Here is a 17683-nt window from a genome sequence, read left to right as displayed (position 1 = left end):
TCAAGGCTCCAGAGGACCGGGTTCTTGACCCGACCGGCGTTGCAGCTCGGCCACCAGCTGACCGTGGATACCGGCAAAGCCGCCGTTGCTCATGATAACAATATGGCAGGGCCGACTCAGGTTGTCCCGGACCAGCCCGATCAGCTCGTCCACCGACCGGCCGATCCAGTGCCGCCCGTTGGCGCCCGCCCCGGCCACCAGGGTGTCGAGCCAGTCCATGCCATTGAGGTTGGCCCAGAACACCCGGTCCGCCCGTTCGGCGCTGGCCAGCAAGCGGTCCCGGTGCACCCCCTGTTTCATGGTGTTCGAGCGAGGCTCGATCAGAGCCAGGATAGGCTCGTCGCCAACCCGGCGGCGCAGCCCCTCCAGAGTGGTGGCGATGGCGGTCGGGTGGTGGGCGAAGTCATCATAGACCCGGACCCCGTCGATGTCCGCCAGCAGTTCCATCCGGCGTTTGACCCCGGAGAACCGGCACAGGGCGGCAACGGCGTGGTCGGGCGTGACACCGACGTGGCGGGCGGCGGCAATGGCTGCCAGGGCGTTGCGGACATTGTGCTGGCCGGTCAGGGACCAGCTCAGGGTGGCCACCGGCTGCTCGTGGTGAATCACCATGAAGCGGCTGCCGTCCTCTGCCAGCAACTCCGCCCGCCAGTCGGCGGTCCGTGAAATCTCGCTGCCGACCGCCGTGTCCTGAATCGGAGTCCAGCGGCCCAGGGCCAAGGCATTGTCCAGGTGGGGATCCAGCGCCGGGCGTATGATCAGCCCCTGGGACGGTACCGTGCGGACCAGGTGGTGAACCTGCCGCTCGATCGCTTCCACGCTGTCGAAAATGTCGGCGTGGTCAAACTCCAGGTTGTTCAGAATCAGCGTACGCGGACGGTAATGGATGAACTTGGAGCGCTTGTCGAAGAACGCGCTGTCATATTCGTCGGCCTCGATCACGAAAAAGTCGCTGCGGCCAAGACGGGCGGACACCGGAAAATCCCGGGGTACGCCGCCCACCAGGTAGCCGGCGTCGAACCCGGCCTGCTCCAGAATCCACAGCAGCATCGCGGTGGTGGTGGTTTTGCCATGGGTTCCGGCCACCGCCATCACCCAGCGATCCTTCAGGACTTCCCGGGCCAGCCATTCCGGGCCGGACATATAGTCAATGTTGCGGTTGAGCACCGCTTCCACCTCCGGGTTGCCCCGGGACAGGGCGTTGCCTATCAGCACCAGGTCCGGTTTCGGTTCCAGATTCTCGGGCCGGTACCCCTCCAGCAGGGCGATTCCCTGGTTCTCCAGCTGGGTACTCATCGGCGGGTACACACCCTGGTCCGAGCCTGTCACCGTATGACCCAGCTCCCGGGCCAGCACCGCCAGGCTCCCCATGAAGGTGCCGCAGATTCCAAGGATGTGTATGTGCATCAGGAAAAACCTCTCCAAGAAAACCTGCCAAGCCTCCCTCATCGCTCCGGGTGCGTCAAGGGGGCGGGAATCCGCAATGGTGCCCATGAAAAAGCAGGGCGATTCACGTATCATCTGCGCCATTGTCGAACCACAGGAGGCTTCAGCCCGAGATGGCCATCAAAAACGCATTCTATGCCCAGTCCGGCGGGGTGACCGCCGTCATCAACGCCAGCGCCTGCGGCGTGATCCAGACCGCCCGCAAGCACCCGGACAAAATCGGCAAGGTGTTCGCCGGTCGCAACGGCATCATCGGCGCGCTGCGCGAAGAGCTGATCGACACCAGCCTGGAGAGTGACGAGGCCATCCAGGCGCTGATTCACACCCCCGGCGGCGCCTTCGGTTCCTGCCGTCACAAGCTGAAGAACATTTCCGAGAACCCGCGCGAGTACGAGCGTCTGATCGAGGTCTTCCGCGCCCACGACATCGGCTATTTCTTCTACAACGGCGGCGGCGATTCCCAGGACACCGCCTACAAGGTGTCCCAGCTCGCTGACCGGATGGGCTATCCGATCACCTGCATCGGCATTCCCAAGACGGTGGACAACGACCTGCCCTTCACCGACTGCTGTCCGGGCTTCGGCTCGGTGGCTAAGTACATTGCCACCTCCACCTTGGAAGCCAGCCTGGACATCCGTTCCATGTGCGAAAGCTCCACCAAGGTCTTCATTCTCGAGGTGATGGGCCGCCACGCGGGTTGGATCGCCGCCGCCGGTGGGCTGGCCGGTCAGGGCGAGGGCGAACCACCGCACATCATTCTGTTCCCGGAAGTGCCGTTCAACCGTGATGCCTTCCTGGCCCGGGTCGATCGGTGCGTCAAGGACTACGGCTACTGTGTGGTGGTCGCCTCCGAGGGCGCCCAGTACGAGGACGGCCGTTTCCTGGCCGACGCCGGCGTCAAGGATGCCTTTGGCCATACCCAGCTCGGTGGCGTGGCCCCGGCCCTGGCCAACATGGTCAAGCAGGCGCTGGGCTACAAGTATCACTGGGCGGTCGCCGACTATCTGCAACGGGCGGCCCGCCACATCGCTTCGGCTACGGACGTGGAACAAGCCTACGCGGTGGGCCAGGCCGCGGTGGAAATGGCCATTGCCGGCAAGCAGGCGAAGATGCCGACCATCGTGCGCGAGCAGTCCAGCCCCTACCGCTGGAGCATCGGCGAGGCCAACCTCAGCGAGGTGGCCAACCAGGAGAAGAAGATGCCGATTCACTTCATCCGCGACGATGGCTTCGGTATCACCAGCGAATGCCGCGAGTACCTGCAACCGCTGATCGCCGGCGAGAGTTTCCCGCCGTTCGAAAACGGCCTGCCCAAGGTCGCGAAACTGCTGAACCAGCTGGTGCCGAAGAAGCTCAAGACCGAATTCGAGATCTGAGCTTCCAGCCACCACAAAAAAACCGCCCGGATGGGGCGGTTTTTTTGTGCCAGCAAGTCGGGCTACCGGGCGGCCTCCGACAGGTTCTCGCGAACAAACGCCGAGAAGTCGTCGTAACCGCCGATGTGGCGGCTCCCCACGAAAATCTGGGGTACGGTATAGACCGGCTTGCCGATTTGGGCGGCGAGATCGGCCTTGGATATGCCCCGTTCCACCATGTCGACCCAGGTGTAGGGCAATTGCAGGCGCTCGCACAACTGCTTGGCCATGATGCAAAAGCCGCAGCTTGAACGACCGTAGATGGTGACCTGCTCCATAAAACCTCCTGCTGGCGTGCGCCAATGTGGAAAACTGGCGCCATCATGACACGTCCCGGCGAAATTCAAAAATTGACTGTTTGGATAACGCCCATAGCCAGCCCCGATCCCCCGGCTGTCGACCGGCTCAGCTCCTGAGCCGGCCCAGCTCCCGCTCCAACACCTGGACCTGCTCGTCCAGAGTCTCGCCACTGGCCTTGACCCGGCGGGCCAGTTCCAGCAGATCGTGAGCGGCATCGCCAATCTGCGTCAGGTTGCGGTTGATTTCCTCACTCACCGAGCTCTGCTCCTCGGCGGCGGTGGCCACCTGGGTCACGTGCTCAACGATGGTGCCGATGCGTTCCACCACGGTGGCCAGGGAGTGATCGGCCTCGCGGGTGCCGTCGACCGCGGTCGTCGCCCGTTCCACGCCGCTCTCGATTACCGTCACGGCGCTGCCCACGTCCTGCTTGAGACCGTCGATCATCTCGCTGATCTCGTCGGTGGAGCTCCGGGTCCGAGACGCCAGCTGGCGCACCTCATCCGCCACCACAGCGAAGCCGCGGCCCTGCTCGCCCGCGCGGGCCGCCTCAATGGCGGCGTTCAGTGCCAGCAGGTTGGTCTGCTCAGCAATGCCCCGGATCACCTCCAGGATACGGTTGATGTCCTCGCTGCGGCTGGATACCTGGCCAATCGCGGTGCTGGCCTGGCCCATGTCCTCGGCCAGGGCGCTGACACCGTCCACGGCGGCACGCAGGGTGTCCTGGGTAAAGCGGATACCGTCTTGGGCCATGCGGGCGTTTTCCGCCGCCTCGCCGGCGAATCCCGCCACCTCGCTGGCAGCTGCGGACATCTCGTTCATGGCGGTCACCACGCTGTCGATGTCCTGCTGCTGGCGCGCGGTCTGCTCGTCGGTCTCCCGGGCAATGCCGCCCACGTCCGCCGCCTGTTCACGGACCCGGGCATTGACCCCTTTGAGGTCATTGATCATCTCCCGCAGCCGGCGCAGGAAGGCATTGAAGCCGCCCGCCAGCTCAATCAGTTCGGCGTGGGTATCGATGGCCAGTTCGCGGGTCAGGTCCCCTTCGGCACTGGCCAGGTTCTTCATCCGGTCGCGGATCAGGTCCAGCGGACGAGTCACCGAACGGACCAGAACAATCAGGGCCAGCAGCGCCACGGCGATGACGATCACACCGACCAGGGCCTGCCAACTGGCGGTCGCGGCAATTTCCTCGGACACCAGCCCGGTGATCTCGCCAACACTGGCCAGGGCGGCCTCCCTCGGCAGTTCGATCAGCAGCGACCACTGGGTATTGGCCTGCCCGATCTCCACCGGATAGGACACCGCCAGGGTTTTTCCATCGTCGTAACGGCCCCCGTTGCGATGCAGTTCGACCAGCTCGGAGGCCAGCTCCGGCAGTGCTTCGGCCAGCGGCCGCCCAAGCTTGTCACTGTACTGGCTGGAAGCCGCGATGAGTCCCTTGGCACTGAGTAGGGTGACCCGCGACTGGCCGTCGAACAGGTCCCGGCTGACCCTGGCGATGGTGTCCTGCAGGGTGGACAGATTGATGTCCACGCCGGCGACACCGGCGAACTCGCCGTCTTTCAGAAGCGGCACCACCAGGCTGGTCATCAGCTCGGAATACCCCTCCTCGATCTCGTATTCATAAGGCTCCATGATGCAGGGCGCCAGGGTGTCCCGTGAACACAGGTACCACTCCGCCTCGCGGATGCCGAACTCGTTGCGGGTCTCCACGTACTTGGTCGCGGGGTCCGGGGTCCGGCTGAAGTGCACCGTTCCGTCCGGCGCCCGGTAGTAATAGATTTCCAGCGTGCCCTCGTCACTGCTGTGTTCCTCGACGCCACCGGTGAAGTAGCGGTCCTGGCCATCGTAGGCATCGGGCTCGAACTGGGCGTAGATGGAGCTGAGGTTCGGCTGTTCCCTGAGGATGCCGCCGATGGTTTCCTGAAGGGCGGTACGGCTGATGCGGCCGGAGCTGTCCGCCTGGATGTTGCGATGAATGACGTTGCGCACCACCTCCGGCACCCTGAACGCGGCGGCGAACTGGCCACTGACCACCTCGCCGTATTTGCCCGCGGTGGCGCTGAGCTGCCGCATGACCACATCCTGAACGGTGGCACGGGCTTCCTTGGTCAACTTCTCTTCCATGCTGTCGAGCGACAACTGTGCCGTCAGTACAATGCTGATTCCCAGAACCAGCAGCAACGAAATCACCAGTGCGTAAAGCTTGAAACGGAGAGAAAGCTGTTTCATCGTGTGGGGCAACCTATTCGCTGGGAGTTCAAGGCCCACTATAACCCGACAACCCGAGGCATGGAGACTCAAGTGGCTTACCTGACGCTGTTCCTGACGGCTTTTGCCGCCGCCACCCTGCTCCCCGCCTATTCGGAGGTTCTGCTCGGAGGCATGGTCACCCAGGGGTACGCCTACGGCTGGCTGTGGTTCTGGGCGACCCTTGGCAATACGTTGGGGTCAGTGGTCAATGGGGTTATCGGCCGGCAGGTGGATCGCTTTAAGCACAAACGCTGGTTTCCGATCAGCGAGATGCAGCTGCACCGGGCACGCAACCGCTTCAACCGCTATGGCCAGTGGTCCCTGCTGCTGTCGTGGCTGCCGCTTGGCGGCGATGCGCTGACCCTGGTCGGCGGCATCATGCGCGTGCCCTGGCTCAACTTCATTGTGCTGGTGGCAATCGGCAAGGGTCTGCGCTACGCCTTCGTGCTCTGGGTGGTGCTGGCGATGTCCGGGGCCTGACTCTCGCTATAGAGGTAGCGGCGCAGCAGGTCCTCGCCGTTAAATTCCGCCTGCAGCACCGCGATGAAGGTGTAGACCCCGATCAGCTTGCGGTTGAGAAACACGAATTCCTTGGGTGGCACCCGGAAGTACCGACTGATGGCGGACCGGGCGGCGTCCCGGGCCACCCGGGAGGGCAGATCGCTCTGCTTCCATCGGTACTCACCCCGGGCATTGACGGCATGCGCCGGCCACTGGCCGCGGTCCCGCGCCAGGGGCTCGAGCACCGACATGCAGACCCGGCCAAACGTTTCCAGTACCTCCCGGGGCCACTCCGGGCTCATGAAGCGCAGCTTCACGCCGCCGTCGATCACCGCCTCCAGGTCCTGCTCGTAGGACGCCCGGATCATCTGGATCACTGGGGCCAGGAAAGCATCCGAGTAGGACTGGACGGCGCCGAAATCCAGCAGCACGATGCGGTCGTGGCCGGGGTCCTCGCCCGCCTCGCCGGCGATGCGGATGCGATAGTTGCCGAAGTTCGGATCGGTCTGGATTTCCCCCCAGACAAACAGCTCGCGGAAGAACAGCTCCAGGGCCGCACGCCCCAAGGCGCTGCGCCGGTGCAGCGGCAGCGCCCGCACCTCCGGAGACGCCACCGAGTGGCCGTGCTCGTAGGTGGAAGCGATCACCTGCCGGGACGAGTACTCCGGCAGCACCCGGGGAACGATGAAACGGGGATCCGACGCCAGCATGGCCCGAAACTTCTCGGTGGTACGGGCCTCGAGACGATAGTCCACCTCGCGGTGCATCATGTCCCGAACTTCTTCCAGCCAGTCGTCAAATTCCGGGCCGAAGTTCACCAGACGGGCCACTTTCAGCAGCTGGGCCACGGCGTTGAGGTCGCTGTCCACGGCATCCGCCACGCCCGGGTATTGAACCTTCAGCACCAGCTCCAGGCCGTCGCGGCGCCGCACTGCCCGGTGCACCTGGCCCAGGGAGGCGGCCCCAATGGGCTCCGGATCAATTTCCAGTTCCGCCAAGCGGCCGGCGCCCAGTTCTTCCGTCAACACCCGCTCGATGGAGGGCCAGGCCAGCGAGGTGGTCTGGTCTTCCAGGGTGTGCAGTGCCTCGGTCACCTCTTCCGGTAGGAAATGCTCGCCGTACAGGGCCATGACCTGGCCGATCTTGACGACGCTGCCCTTCAGCCGCCCCAGCTCCTCCACCAGAAAGCGGGCCTGGTTAGACAGCATGGCCCGCCGGCGCGCCTCGCGCCGGTCCTTGCTGCCCCACCAGTTGGTGGCCATGTGCGAAGCCATACGGGTGCCGGCAAACAGGCCGGCCCGGGTCAGGCTGAGCTTGCGCTCGAAGCTGCCGGTCTTGATGCGGGATACGGTTGTTCCGGAACGTCTTGAGGACATGGGCAACCCGTGGTTGTCAGGGAATGGATGTCGGGCAAATGTCGGCCGGCGCGCGGCCCCTCCCATCATTATACGGTTACTGTACCGGGGCATCGTCACCGTTTCGACCCCCAAATGCCGGCCTGACGGCCAATGCCTGGGCGCTGCGCCCGGGGTATAGCTGCGTTTACGTTTTGACACCGTCCGGTGACGCATTCCCGTCTACCCTTTGGATTCGGGCCGATTCCCAATAATCACAACAATACGCCAACCCCATGAACGAAACCGCACGCCGGCCCCAGCCGGCGACCCTGTCCAGATTCCGGATCCGGGGCGAGCTCCCGGTGCCCACACTGATCAACGGGCTGACCCTGACCGCGGTGCCGCTGCTGCTGTTCTTCGCACTCCGCGCCGCCCGGGCCGGCGCCGATCCGATTACCGCACCCCTACTCCTGGCATTCGCGGTGGTGCTGGCACTCAACAGTCTGGTGTACCTCCTGCTGGGGTACCCGACCCTGCATCGGCGCACCTTCATCACGCTGATCACCGGTTTGTTCGTCTACCTGGCGGTGCAGGCGGTTGAGGACGGTTCCGCGATCATCTGGCTGTTCGCCTACCCCCCGGTCATTTTCTACATCAGCGAGGCCCGCACCGGCATCACTGCCTGTGCGGGCGGGCTGGCCGGATTGATTCTGCTGTTCAGTCCGGTCGGCGATCTGCTGTTCCAGCCCCCGCACAGCGCCAGCTTCCGGCTGTCGATGGTGCTGGCGCTGGCCTTCGAGATGGCAACCTGTTACGTCTTGGATCAGAGCCGTCGGCGCAGCAAGCTGAGCCTCCTGAGGTTGGCCGCCGACCTGGACCACGCCGCCAAGCACGACAGCCTGACGCAACTGGCCAACCGGCGCGAGGCCCTGGCGCAGCTGGATGGCGAGTACCAACGTTTCCTACGCAACCGGCGGCCGTTCTCGGTGCTGCTGATCGACATCGACCTGTTCAAGGCCATCAACGACCGCTACGGCCATCACGCCGGCGACCAGGTCATCCGGCAGGTGGCCCGGACCCTGCAGCAGGCGTGCCGGAAGGTGGACACCCCGGCCCGCTGGGGCGGAGAAGAGTACTTGGTGCTATTGCCGGAAACCAACGCCGGCGAAGCCTGGCAAACCGGCAACCGTGTCCGGGCGGCCATCGAGGCCGCGACGGTCGAGGAGGGAGGTCAGGTGCTGAGGGTCACTGTCAGCATCGGCGTGGCAACCCTCCTTGAGGGGGAGTCCGTGGACCGCCTGCTGCAACGGGCGGACGAAGCCCTGTATCTGGCCAAGCATGCCGGGCGCAACCAAGTCCATGAATCGACCCCGGTGGCGAATGATGTCACCAGCCGTTCAGGAACCGGGGATTGACGTAGCCGAGGCCTTCGCCCAGATGCCGGACCAAGCGGGCTTCCAGATCCGCCACCGTCGCTCCAGGCACGAAGTCCCGCACTTGGCACATGGGCATGCCCGCATGACCACAGGGGTTGATCCGGCTGAACGGCTCCAGGTCCATGTCGACGTTCAGGGCCAAGCCGTGAAAGGAACAGCCCCGCCGCACCCGCAGCCCCAGCGAGGCAATCTTGGCGCCGTCGACGTAGACCCCCGGAGCATCCGCCCGGGGCGCCGCCGACACCCCGAGGTCAGCCAGGGTGCGGACGATGGCCTGTTCGATCTGGTCCACCAGAGCCCGAACCCCCAGGCCTTTGCGGGGCAGATCCAGCAACAGGTACACCACCAGCTGGCCAGGACCGTGGTAGGTCACCTGGCCGCCCCGGTCCACCTGGATCACCGGAATATCGCCCGGCATCAGGACATGCTCCGCCTTGCCCGCCTGGCCCTGGGTAAACACCCGGGGATGCTCCAGACACCAGAGTTCGTCCGCGCTCTGCTCGTCCCGGGTCGCGGTGAAGCGTTTCATGGCTTCCCAGGTATCCAGGTATGGCTGTTCGCCGAGGGAGCGAACCACCAGTTCAGGTTCGGCCATCACAGCACCATGCGCACCCGGCCACTGGCCTTAAGTTCGGCGAACAGGGCCTTGAGCTGCGCCTCGCCGGTCGCGACGATCCGCAACTGAACCGACGAAAATCGCCCCCGGCTGCTTTCGGTCACGGAGATGTCGGTTTCCCGGAGACCCGGAGCGTGAGTCTCGACCACCGTCACCACGAAATCACGGAAATCCGGGGCCGAGTCCCCTATCACCTTGATGACGTACTCACAGGGAAATTCGATTTTTGGCGCGTTCGGTTCGCCCATGTGTCTTCACTCCCGGAGGCCGGCCCCCGTTATTGGAACAACTGCACGAAAAAGAGCTTGATGGCATCCCAGATCCGCTTGAAGAAGCCACCTTCCGGGACATCGTCCAGGGCCAGCACCGGCCGGTCCACCAGTACCGTGCCGTTCAGGCTCACCTTGACCCGGCCCAGCTCGTCCCCCGCTTGTATGGGGGCTTTGATGACGGAATCAAGATCCACCACAGACTCCAGCTGATTGCGGGTACCCCGGGGGATGGTCACGAAGACGTCCTCGGGCAGGCCAACGGACAGCTGGTCGCTCTGGCCACCCCAGACCCGGGCTTCCATCAGCTCCTGGCCGGCACCGAACAGGCGTTCGCTTTCGTAGTAGCGGAAACCATAGTTGAGCATTTTCTGCACCTCCTGTGCCCGGGCTTCGGAGCTGCTGGTGCCCATCACCACGGCGATGAACCGGGTGTTCTCCCGCTTCGCCGACGCCACCAGGCAGTATCCGGCCTCCTCGGTGTGTCCGGTCTTGAGACCGTCGACGCTGGGGTCACGCCACAGCAGGCTGTTCCGGTTCGGCTGACGGATGTTGTTGTAGGTGAAATGTTTCTGGGCGTAGATCGAGTAGTTTTCCGGATAGTCGTTGATGATCGCGCGCGCCAGCAGAGCCAGGTCGTAGGCCGTGGAGTAGTGCTCCGGCGCCGGCAGCCCGGTGGCATTCTCGAAATGGGTGTCTTTCATACCCAGCAGCTGGGCCTGCTGGTTCATGATGTCGACGAAGGCCCCCTCGCTACCGGCAATGTACTCGGCGAGCGCCACCGTGGCGTCGTTGCCGGACTGGATGATCACACCCTTGAGCAGGTTCTCCACCGACACCGTGGTGCCCTCCCGCACGAAGGTCCGGGACCCTTCCGTCTTCCAGGCCTTGACGCTGATAGGAACCATGTCGGTCAGGGTGATCCGGCCCTCGGCCAGCTCACGCTCGACGATATAGGCCGTCATCATTTTCGTCAGGCTCGCCGGCGGCAGCCGTTCGTGACTGTTCTCCTCCATGATCACCTGGCCGCTCTTGGGATCCATCAGCACGTAGGAGCTGCCGGCGATCTGGGGCGGCGAGGGAATCAGGACGGACTGGGCAAAGGCCTTGCCCGCCAGGGCCAGGGCAAAAACGAGAAAGACAGAGAGGAAACGCAGCTTGGTTTGTATGGCCATGGGTCCATTCATTCGTCAGGTTTGTTTCGGGTTATGGTCGTCAGTGCGAATCGGTCAACAGAATCGTCTGGGAAAAACCGTGCGACTCCAGCAACGCCTGGGTCTGCCGGGCATCTTCTTCGGTTTCGAACGGGCCCACCTGAACCCGGTGGAACAGGCCCGAGCCCGTCTGGAACGCCCGGATACGCGCGGGATTGTCCAACAGCGCCCGAACCCGGCTCACCAGAGCTTCCGCCGGATCCCGGCTGCTGAACGAGCCCAGCTGCACGAACAGCGCCTGTTCCGCCCCCCCGGTCGAGGCTTCAGCGACCACCGGAGCGGACGCCGCCGGGGAATGGGACTCGCCGGGCTGGAACGGCTCACCGGCCAGGAACATGGAACCGTCCGGTCGCACCGTGATGGCGGCAACTTCCACCGGTGCCGTTCCCCGCCCCTGGAACCCCAGCTTCTTGGCGGCCGCGTACGACAGGTCGATCAGCCGGTCACTGTGAAACGGTCCCCGGTCGTTCACCCGAACGATCACGGAGCGTCCGTTCTCCAGATTGGTTACCCGCGCGTAACTGGGAATCCGCAGCGACTTGTGCGCCGCGGACATCTGGTACATGTCAAAGATCTCGCCATTGGAGGTCTTGTGACCATGGAACTTCTCGCCATACCAGCTCGCCGTACCCCGGGCAACATAGCCGTCATTGCTGGCCAGCACCCGGTAGGTCTTGCCCCACACGGTGTAGGGCGACTTGTTCCCGGCCTGGCGCGGCTCCTCGTACCGCGGCTGGGCATCGGACAGGGATGACACGTCGAAGTTCCCGGCCGGCGCCCGGTCCTGGGCCAGGGCATAGCGGGAGGAGACACCGGTCTCCGGGGACGAAGCACATCCCGCCAGCATCAGGGCCGCCAGCGCGGCCAGCAGCCAGGAAAACGGCACGTTCATGTTCACGCTTCGGACACCTCGCGCATTGCTCCTTCCCGCCCAGAGCAGACGGCCCCGCAACATTGTAACGGTATCACACCGGCCTTCACCATTACCCACCGGCCATGGTTGATCACGCCGTGATCATTCTCCGGTGGGTATGGATCGACATCAGCACCCCGAACGCCGCCATCAGGGTGACGCTGGAGGTACCACCATAGCTGACCAGTGGCAGCGGCACCCCCACCACCGGCAGCAGACCGCTGACCATGCCGATGTTGACGAAAACGTAGATGAAGAAGGTCATGGTCAGGGCACCGGCCACCAGCCGGCTGAACGAGTCCTGGGCCGTCACCGCGATGTACAGGCAACGCAGGATGATCAGCAGATACAGGGTCAGCAACAGCATCATGCCGACAAAGCCAAACTCCTCGGCCAGGACGGCCACGATGAAGTCGGTATGACTCTCCGGGAGGAATTCCAGGTGCGACTGGGTCCCCAGCAGCCAGCCTTTGCCCTCGAGCCCCCCCGAGCCAATGGCGGTTTTGGACTGGATGATGTTCCAGCCGGCGCCCAGCGGGTCACTTTGCGGATCCAGCAGTGTCAGCACCCGCTGTTTCTGGTAATCCCGCATGACGAAAAACCACATCAGCGGCGCCGACACCGACACCATCGCCAGACAGGCGGAAATCAGTTTCCAGCTGATACCGGCGAAAAACACCACGAAGATCCCGGCCATGCCCACCAGCAGGGACGTTCCCAGGTCCGGCTGCTCTATGATCATCACCATGGGCACCAGCACAATGGCCAGCCCCACCGCCACCTGCGGCAGACGGGGTGGGATGTAGTGCCGGGACAGATACCAGGCGGCCATCATCGGCACCACCAGTTTCATCAGCTCGGACGGCTGGAAACGGGGCAGCCCCGGCAGCGCCAGCCAGCGCTGCGCACCCTTGGCACCGACCCCCACCACCAGCACCGCCGCCAGGGCCACGATGCCGACACCGTACAGCCAGGGCGCCCAGCGGCGAAACACCGCCGGGTCCAGCTGGGCGAACACCAGCATGACCACGAAGGCCACCGCCAGGCGCACGCCCTGGGCCTTGACCACGTCGATGTTGCGGTCCGCGCCGCTGTACAGGACAAACAGGCCTGCACACACCAGCACCAGGATCAGGACCATCAGCACCGGGTCCAGGTGCAGCATCGACCACAGGTTGCGGGGCCGGCCCAGGGAGCCGGAGGATGGCGTATCCAGCAGATCTTTCAGTGCCATTAGTGGGCTGCCTCCGTCTGGCTCACCAGGTTCTGTCCGTCCTCGTCCTTCGAGAACTCCAGCAGCCAGGCGTCAAACAGCGCCCGGGCCACCGGCGCGGCGGTGCCACTGCCGCTGCCGCCGTTCTCGACGATCACCGACACCACGATCTTGGGATCGTCCACGGGCGCGAAGCCGACAAACAAGGCGTGGTCCCGAAGGCGCTCCCGCACCTCGTCGGCATCGTATTCCTCATCTTCCTCCAGGCTGAACACCTGGGCCGTACCGGTCTTGCCCGCCATCCGGTAGGGCGCGCCCCGGCCGGCCCCCCGGGCGGTCCCCTTCCGGCCGTGCATGACTTCGGCCATGCTCTCCACCACGTATTCCCAGTCGTCCGGATTCTTCAGTTTCAGCGGTTCGTGGGTTTCCGGGGGCAGGACCTCCTCCAGGGGCTCGTCACCGACGACGTCCTGCAGCAGGCGGGGCTCCACCCAGCGGCCACGGTTGGCGATCAGAGCGGTGGCGGTAGCCAGCTGCAACGGCGTCGCCAGCATGAAGCCCTGGCCGATACCCAGGTTAACCGAGTCGCCCGGATACCAGGGCTCGTTGCGAACCGCCTGCTTCCATTCCCGGGACGGCAGCAGACCACTGAGAGCCCCGGCCACGTCCAGGGTGGCGTCTTCTCCGAAACCGAAACTCGACAGGTAGTTGGACATAGTGTCCACCCCCATCTTCACCGCCACCTCATAGAAATAGACGTCACAGGATTCGGCCACCGCGTCCTTGAGATCGACCCAGCCATGGCCGCCCCGCTTCCAGTCCCGGTAGCGGCGACCGCCTTCCTTGAGCTGGAAGTAGCCCGGGTCCCAGATGGTGTAATCCCGGGTGGTGGCGCCGCTGTCCAGGGCCGCCACCGCCAGCATCGGCTTAAGCGTCGAGCCCGGTGGGTACTGGCCACGCAGGGCCCGGTTGAACAGGGGCTTGTCCTTGCTTTCGCTCAGCGCCCGATAGTCATCGACACTGATGCCGGTCACGAATTTGTTGGTGTCGAACCCCGGCACGCTGGCCAGCGCCAGGATTCCCCCGGTCTTGGGCTCGATTGCCACCACCGCCCCCCGGCGACCGTCCAGCAGTTCGTAGGCCCGCTTCTGCAGGCGCAGGTCCAAGTGCAACTGCAGGTCCTCTCCCGGCACCGGGTTCTTCCGCTCCAGGACCCTCAGGGTGCGACCGCGCGCGTTGGTTTCGACGTGCTGGTAACCCACCTTGCCGTGCAGCACGTTCTCGTAGAAGCGTTCGATCCCAGACTTGCCAATGTAGTTGGTGCCCGCGTAGTTGACCGGGTCAATGCGCTTGAGCTCGTCCCGGTTGATACGCCCAACGTAGCCCAGGACATGGGATGTCAGCTCGCTGTGGGGGTAGTAGCGCACCAGCTCCGCCTTGACCTCGACGCCGGGCAGTTCGTGGCGATGCACCGCCAGGCGGGCGATTTCCTCTTCCGTCAGGTCGTAGCGCAGGGGAATTTCCTGAAACGGTCGCCGGGGCTCGCGCAACCGGCGTTGAAAGCGGGTCAGGTCCTGCTCGGAGATTTCCAGAAGGCTCTCAAGGCGCGTCAGCGTTTCCTCCATGCCCTCGACCCGCTCAGGCACCAGGGTGACGCTGAACACCGGCCGGTTCTCCGCCAGCAGTTCGTGATTGCGGTCGTAGATCAGGCCCCGGGGAGGCGGCACCGACTGAACCTGGACCCGGTTCTTGTCGGACAGGGTGGTGTAGATGTCATGCTCGACGATCTGGAGCTGGTACATGCGCGCCACCAGCACGCCCAGCATGACGATGATGAAGATCACCATCACCAGCGCGCGACGCTGGAACAGCCTGCGCTCGGCCGCGACGTCTTTCAGTTCACCCCACGGCACAGCCGTCTCCTACGCCCGGTGATATGGATGGTTGCGGGTGATGGACCAAGCCCGGTACAGCTGCTCCGCCAGGATGATGCGCACCAGGGGATGGGGCAGCGTCAGGGGGGACAATGACCACTGCTGGTCCGCCCGCTGCCGGCAGGCATCCCCCAGCCCGTCCGGGCCGCCGACCAGGAAGCACACATCCCGGCCATCCATCTGCCAGCTTTCCAGCTGGCGGGCCAGCGTTTCGGTAGACCAGGCCCGACCACCCACCTCCAGCGCCACCACCCGGTCGCCCGGCGCGGTGGCGGCGAGGATGGCATCGCTTTCCTTCTGTACCAGCCTGGGGATGTCCGGGTTCTTGCCCCGGTGTGCCATGGGGATTTCAACCAGTTCGAGGGGGAGTTCCGGAGGCATGCGTCGGGCGTAGTCACTGAACCCGGCGCTGACCCAGTCGGGCATTTTCTGCCCCACGCAGATCAGACGCAACCGCATGTTTATTCGCTGCCCGCAACACCAAGATCCGGGGCGTCTCGCCAGAAACGCTCCAGATCATAAAATTCACGGGTGGCGGGCATCATGACATGCACCACGACGTCACCAAGGTCGACCAGGATCCAGTCACTGGCATTGGCGCCCTCGACGTTGGCGGCGCGCACCCCTTTCTCCTTGGCTTCCTCCACCACCGAGTCGGCCAGGGATTTGACGTGACGATTGGACGTGCCGGACGCCAAGACCATGAAGTCGGTGACACTGGTACGTTCCCGGACATCGATCACGCTGACGTCCTCCGCCTTGACGTCCTCCAACGCCCTCACAACGATATCTCTAAGCTCTTCTGCCTGCATAGTGCCCCTGTTGACCGGGCCCTGGCCCGATGGCCGCCCGATGAGTGATAACAAGACGCGATTGTACCTTAAAAGTTCCCCTCGGGGCAGGCACCGTACAATCCCAGTTGACGAATTTCCGACCAGACTGCGTCCGGCAGCAGGTAGCGGGGTGAGCGGCCCGCGGCGATCCGCTCCCGGATACCGGTCGCCGAGATGTCCAGCCAGGGTGGGTTCAGTTCCAGAATGCGGCCCGCAGGCACCTCGTGCAACGCCTGCGGGCTGCCGACCCGGCGTTCGGCCAGCAGGCGAGCCGGAGCCGAATCCGGCGTCAGCCCGGGGCCGGGCCGACGCACCACCACAATGTGCGCCAGCGCCGGAATCTCGACCCACTCCCGCCAGCGGTAGAAACCGGCGAAAGCGTCGGTTCCCACCACCATGGCCAGCGGCGTCTCGGGCCCCAGTTCCCGACGCAGATGCCGCAGCGTGTCGGCGGTGTAGGAGGCGCCACCACGCCGCAGCTCGCGGTCGTCGACCACCAACCGGGGCTCTCCCGCCACCGCCAGCGACAGCAGCCGCAACCGCTGCGCGGCGCTGGCGCCGGTGTCCCCCCGATGCGGCGGGATGTGGCAGGGCAGCAAATGGACCCGATCCACACCGAGGCGGTCACACAGCTCGATGGCCAGCCGCAGATGGCCATGGTGCACCGGGTCGAAGGTACCGCCGTAAATCACATGCATGGTGGTCAGGTACGGATGTGGCCGTCACCAAACACCACGTACTTCTGGGAGGTGAGCCCTTCCAGGCCCACCGGCCCCCGTGCGTGGATCTTGTCGGTGGAAATACCGATCTCGGCCCCGAGGCCGTACTCGAAGCCGTCCGCGAACCGGGTGGAGGCGTTGACCATCACCGAACTGGAATCCACCTCGGTCAGGAAACGCCGGGCCCGGGTGTAGTTCTCCGTGATGATGCTGTCGGTATGCCGGGAGCTGTAGCGGTTGATGTGCTCGATGGCACCGTCCAGTCCATCCACCACCCGCACCGCCAGGATCGGCGCCAGGTACTCGGCGTGCCAGTCCGCCTCGGTCGCTTCCAGAGCCGAGGGCACGATGGCCCGGGTGGCGGGGCAGCCGCGCAGCTCCACGCCTTTTTCCTCGAACGCGGACGCCAGCAGCGGCAGGATATCCTCGGCGATGTCCCGGTCCACCAGCAGGGTCTCCATGGTGTTACAGGTACCGTAGCGCTGGGTCTTGGCGTTGACCGCCACCTTCAGTGCTTTTTCCGGGTCGGCGTGACTGTCGATGTAGACGTGGCAGACACCGTCCAGATGTTTGATCACCGGCACCCGCGCCTCCCGGCTGATGCGCTCGATCAACCCCTTGCCACCCCGGGGCACGATGACGTCCACATACTCCGGCATGGCGATCAGAGCCCCCACGGCGGCACGATCGGTGGTTTTCACCACCTGCACCGCGGTCTCGGGCAGGCCCGCCTCGGCCAGCCCCTGCACCAAGCAACGGGCAATCGCCTGGTTCGAGTGGATGGCCTCCGAACCGCCCCTCAGGATGGTGGCATTCCCCGCCTTCAGACACAGGCTGGCCGCCTCCACGGTCACGTTCGGGCGGGACTCGTAAATGATGCCGATGACCCCCAGCGGTACCCGCATCTTACCGACCTGAATGCCGGAGGGGCGGTAGGTCATGTCGGTGATCTCGCCGATCGGGTCCGGCAGGGCGGCCACCTGGCGCAACCCCTCGATCATGGTGTCGATGCGGGCGGGGGTCAGTTCCAGGCGGTCCAGCATGGCTGCGTCCAGGCCATTCTCGCGTCCTTTTTCCAGGTCCTTGGCGTTGGCCATCGCCAGCTCCTTGCGACTGGCATCCAGGACCTCCGCCGTCGCCAGCAGCGCCCGGTTGCGCGTGGCGGTGGTCGAGCGCGCCACCTGGGCCGCGGCCCGGCGGGCCTGTTGGCCGACGTCGGCCATGTAAGCTGCTATATCGTCCATCCGGTTACCTTGTTCATGCTGATGTCGTCACGTGCAGGGT

General features: G+C 64.7%; 17 protein-coding genes. 3 read left to right on the top strand and 14 right to left on the bottom strand.

The window, feature by feature from the left end; all coding sequences use genetic code 11:
• On the bottom strand, positions 1 to 1407 hold the full coding sequence (gene mpl, locus BTO32_RS13665) for a UDP-N-acetylmuramate:L-alanyl-gamma-D-glutamyl-meso-diaminopimelate ligase (RefSeq protein ID WP_076725400.1): 1407 nt from the start codon (positions 1405 to 1407) through the stop codon (positions 1 to 3).
• Between the two features lie 152 nt (positions 1408 to 1559).
• On the opposite strand from mpl, the gene BTO32_RS13660 reads away from it, so the two are divergent.
• The gene (locus BTO32_RS13660) at positions 1560 to 2822 is read left to right on the top strand and encodes a 6-phosphofructokinase (protein WP_076725205.1); all 1263 of its coding nucleotides are present in this window, start codon (positions 1560 to 1562) and stop codon (positions 2820 to 2822) included.
• A gap of 62 nt (positions 2823 to 2884) precedes the next feature.
• Here the strand turns inward: BTO32_RS13660 and BTO32_RS13655 are convergent, their stop codons facing one another.
• Together BTO32_RS13655 and BTO32_RS13650 are read right to left on the bottom strand one after the other, a co-directional pair.
• Positions 2885 to 3139, bottom strand: a complete 255-nt coding sequence (locus BTO32_RS13655; RefSeq protein WP_076725204.1) for a GrxA family glutaredoxin — start codon at positions 3137 to 3139, stop codon at positions 2885 to 2887.
• A gap of 127 nt (positions 3140 to 3266) precedes the next feature.
• The gene (locus tag BTO32_RS13650; protein ID WP_076725203.1) at positions 3267 to 5393 is read right to left on the bottom strand and encodes a methyl-accepting chemotaxis protein; all 2127 of its coding nucleotides are present in this window, start codon (positions 5391 to 5393) and stop codon (positions 3267 to 3269) included.
• A 72-nt stretch (positions 5394 to 5465) separates the two neighbouring features.
• Here BTO32_RS13650 and BTO32_RS13645 point away from each other — a divergent pair, with 72 nt between their 5' ends.
• Positions 5466 to 5894 (top strand): YqaA family protein, encoded by a 429-nt coding sequence (locus tag BTO32_RS13645; protein WP_076725202.1) that lies wholly within the window; start codon positions 5466 to 5468, stop codon positions 5892 to 5894.
• Here the strand turns inward: BTO32_RS13645 and BTO32_RS13640 are convergent.
• Positions 5849 to 7291 carry an ABC1 kinase family protein gene (locus tag BTO32_RS13640; protein ID WP_076725201.1) on the bottom strand — a complete coding sequence of 481 codons (1443 nt, stop codon included), beginning with the start codon at positions 7289 to 7291 and terminating at the stop codon, positions 5849 to 5851. The two genes, BTO32_RS13645 and BTO32_RS13640, sit on opposite strands and share 46 nt — an antisense overlap.
• Positions 7292 to 7545: 254 nt before the next feature.
• Between BTO32_RS13640 and BTO32_RS13635 the strand changes: the two genes are divergently transcribed.
• Complete coding sequence (locus BTO32_RS13635) at positions 7546 to 8667, top strand: GGDEF domain-containing protein (RefSeq protein ID WP_076725200.1); 1122 nt, start codon at positions 7546 to 7548, stop codon at positions 8665 to 8667.
• Here BTO32_RS13635 and lipB read toward each other — a convergent pair.
• The 10 genes from lipB to BTO32_RS13585 all read right to left on the bottom strand — a co-directional run bounded on the left by lipB (position 8639) and on the right by BTO32_RS13585 (position 17643).
• A complete protein-coding gene (gene lipB, locus BTO32_RS13630) occupies positions 8639 to 9283 on the bottom strand; it encodes a lipoyl(octanoyl) transferase LipB (RefSeq protein ID WP_076725199.1) in 645 nt (214 codons plus the stop codon). The two genes, BTO32_RS13635 and lipB, sit on opposite strands and share 29 nt — an antisense overlap.
• Complete coding sequence (locus tag BTO32_RS13625) at positions 9283 to 9552, bottom strand: HP0495 family protein (RefSeq protein WP_076725198.1); 270 nt, start codon at positions 9550 to 9552, stop codon at positions 9283 to 9285. The genes lipB and BTO32_RS13625 overlap by 1 nt, the downstream gene beginning before the upstream one ends.
• A 29-nt stretch (positions 9553 to 9581) precedes the next feature.
• Positions 9582 to 10748 (bottom strand): D-alanyl-D-alanine carboxypeptidase family protein, encoded by a 1167-nt coding sequence (locus BTO32_RS13620; RefSeq protein WP_076725197.1) that lies wholly within the window; start codon positions 10746 to 10748, stop codon positions 9582 to 9584.
• A 40-nt stretch (positions 10749 to 10788) separates the two neighbouring features.
• Entirely contained in the window at positions 10789 to 11679 is an 891-nt protein-coding gene (locus BTO32_RS13615; protein WP_076725196.1) for a septal ring lytic transglycosylase RlpA family protein, read from the bottom strand.
• Between the two features lie 112 nt (positions 11680 to 11791).
• Entirely contained in the window at positions 11792 to 12934 is a 1143-nt protein-coding gene (gene rodA / locus BTO32_RS13610; RefSeq protein WP_076725195.1) for a rod shape-determining protein RodA, read from the bottom strand.
• Positions 12934 to 14826 (bottom strand): penicillin-binding protein 2, encoded by a 1893-nt coding sequence (mrdA, locus tag BTO32_RS13605; RefSeq protein WP_076725194.1) that lies wholly within the window; start codon positions 14824 to 14826, stop codon positions 12934 to 12936. The genes rodA and mrdA overlap by 1 nt, the downstream gene beginning before the upstream one ends.
• A 9-nt stretch (positions 14827 to 14835) precedes the next feature.
• Positions 14836 to 15306 (bottom strand): 23S rRNA (pseudouridine(1915)-N(3))-methyltransferase RlmH, encoded by a 471-nt coding sequence (gene rlmH, locus BTO32_RS13600; protein WP_076725193.1) that lies wholly within the window; start codon positions 15304 to 15306, stop codon positions 14836 to 14838.
• Positions 15307 to 15308: 2 nt separating this feature from the next.
• Positions 15309 to 15659, bottom strand: a complete 351-nt coding sequence (gene rsfS, locus BTO32_RS13595; protein ID WP_076725192.1) for a ribosome silencing factor — start codon at positions 15657 to 15659, stop codon at positions 15309 to 15311.
• Between the two features lie 68 nt (positions 15660 to 15727).
• Positions 15728 to 16378, bottom strand: coding sequence for a nicotinate-nucleotide adenylyltransferase (nadD, locus tag BTO32_RS13590; RefSeq protein ID WP_076725191.1), 651 nt, complete (start codon positions 16376 to 16378; stop codon positions 15728 to 15730).
• Between the two features lie 5 nt (positions 16379 to 16383).
• Positions 16384 to 17643, bottom strand: coding sequence for a glutamate-5-semialdehyde dehydrogenase (locus tag BTO32_RS13585; RefSeq protein ID WP_076725190.1), 1260 nt, complete (start codon positions 17641 to 17643; stop codon positions 16384 to 16386).
• Between the last annotated feature and the right edge of the window lie 40 nt (positions 17644 to 17683).

Source organism: Marinobacter lutaoensis (assembly GCF_001981305.1).
Classification (GTDB): domain Bacteria; phylum Pseudomonadota; class Gammaproteobacteria; order Pseudomonadales; family Oleiphilaceae; genus Marinobacter; species Marinobacter lutaoensis.
Note: the sequence above shows the minus strand (reverse complement) of the source record. Positions and strands in the feature narration are given on the sequence as shown.

Excerpts from the sequence above, each read along its gene's own strand:
- mpl (WP_076725400.1), bottom strand. The coding sequence starts at position 1,407 with ATGCACATACACATCCTTGGAATCTGCGGCACCTTCATGGGGAGCCTG.
- BTO32_RS13660 (WP_076725205.1), top strand. The coding sequence starts at position 1,560 with ATGGCCATCAAAAACGCATTCTATGCCCAGTCCGGCGGGGTGACCGCC.
- BTO32_RS13655 (WP_076725204.1), bottom strand. The coding sequence starts at position 3,139 with ATGGAGCAGGTCACCATCTACGGTCGTTCAAGCTGCGGCTTTTGCATC.
- BTO32_RS13650 (WP_076725203.1), bottom strand. The coding sequence starts at position 5,393 with ATGAAACAGCTTTCTCTCCGTTTCAAGCTTTACGCACTGGTGATTTCG.
- BTO32_RS13640 (WP_076725201.1), bottom strand. The coding sequence starts at position 7,291 with ATGTCCTCAAGACGTTCCGGAACAACCGTATCCCGCATCAAGACCGGC.
- BTO32_RS13635 (WP_076725200.1), top strand. The coding sequence starts at position 7,546 with ATGAACGAAACCGCACGCCGGCCCCAGCCGGCGACCCTGTCCAGATTC.
- lipB (WP_076725199.1), bottom strand. The coding sequence starts at position 9,283 with ATGGCCGAACCTGAACTGGTGGTTCGCTCCCTCGGCGAACAGCCATAC.
- BTO32_RS13625 (WP_076725198.1), bottom strand. The coding sequence starts at position 9,552 with ATGGGCGAACCGAACGCGCCAAAAATCGAATTTCCCTGTGAGTACGTC.
- BTO32_RS13620 (WP_076725197.1), bottom strand. The coding sequence starts at position 10,748 with ATGGCCATACAAACCAAGCTGCGTTTCCTCTCTGTCTTTCTCGTTTTT.
- BTO32_RS13615 (WP_076725196.1), bottom strand. The coding sequence starts at position 11,679 with ATGAACGTGCCGTTTTCCTGGCTGCTGGCCGCGCTGGCGGCCCTGATG.
- rodA (WP_076725195.1), bottom strand. The coding sequence starts at position 12,934 with ATGGCACTGAAAGATCTGCTGGATACGCCATCCTCCGGCTCCCTGGGC.
- rlmH (WP_076725193.1), bottom strand. The coding sequence starts at position 15,306 with ATGCGGTTGCGTCTGATCTGCGTGGGGCAGAAAATGCCCGACTGGGTC.
- rsfS (WP_076725192.1), bottom strand. The coding sequence starts at position 15,659 with ATGCAGGCAGAAGAGCTTAGAGATATCGTTGTGAGGGCGTTGGAGGAC.
- nadD (WP_076725191.1), bottom strand. The coding sequence starts at position 16,378 with ATGCATGTGATTTACGGCGGTACCTTCGACCCGGTGCACCATGGCCAT.
- BTO32_RS13585 (WP_076725190.1), bottom strand. The coding sequence starts at position 17,643 with ATGGACGATATAGCAGCTTACATGGCCGACGTCGGCCAACAGGCCCGC.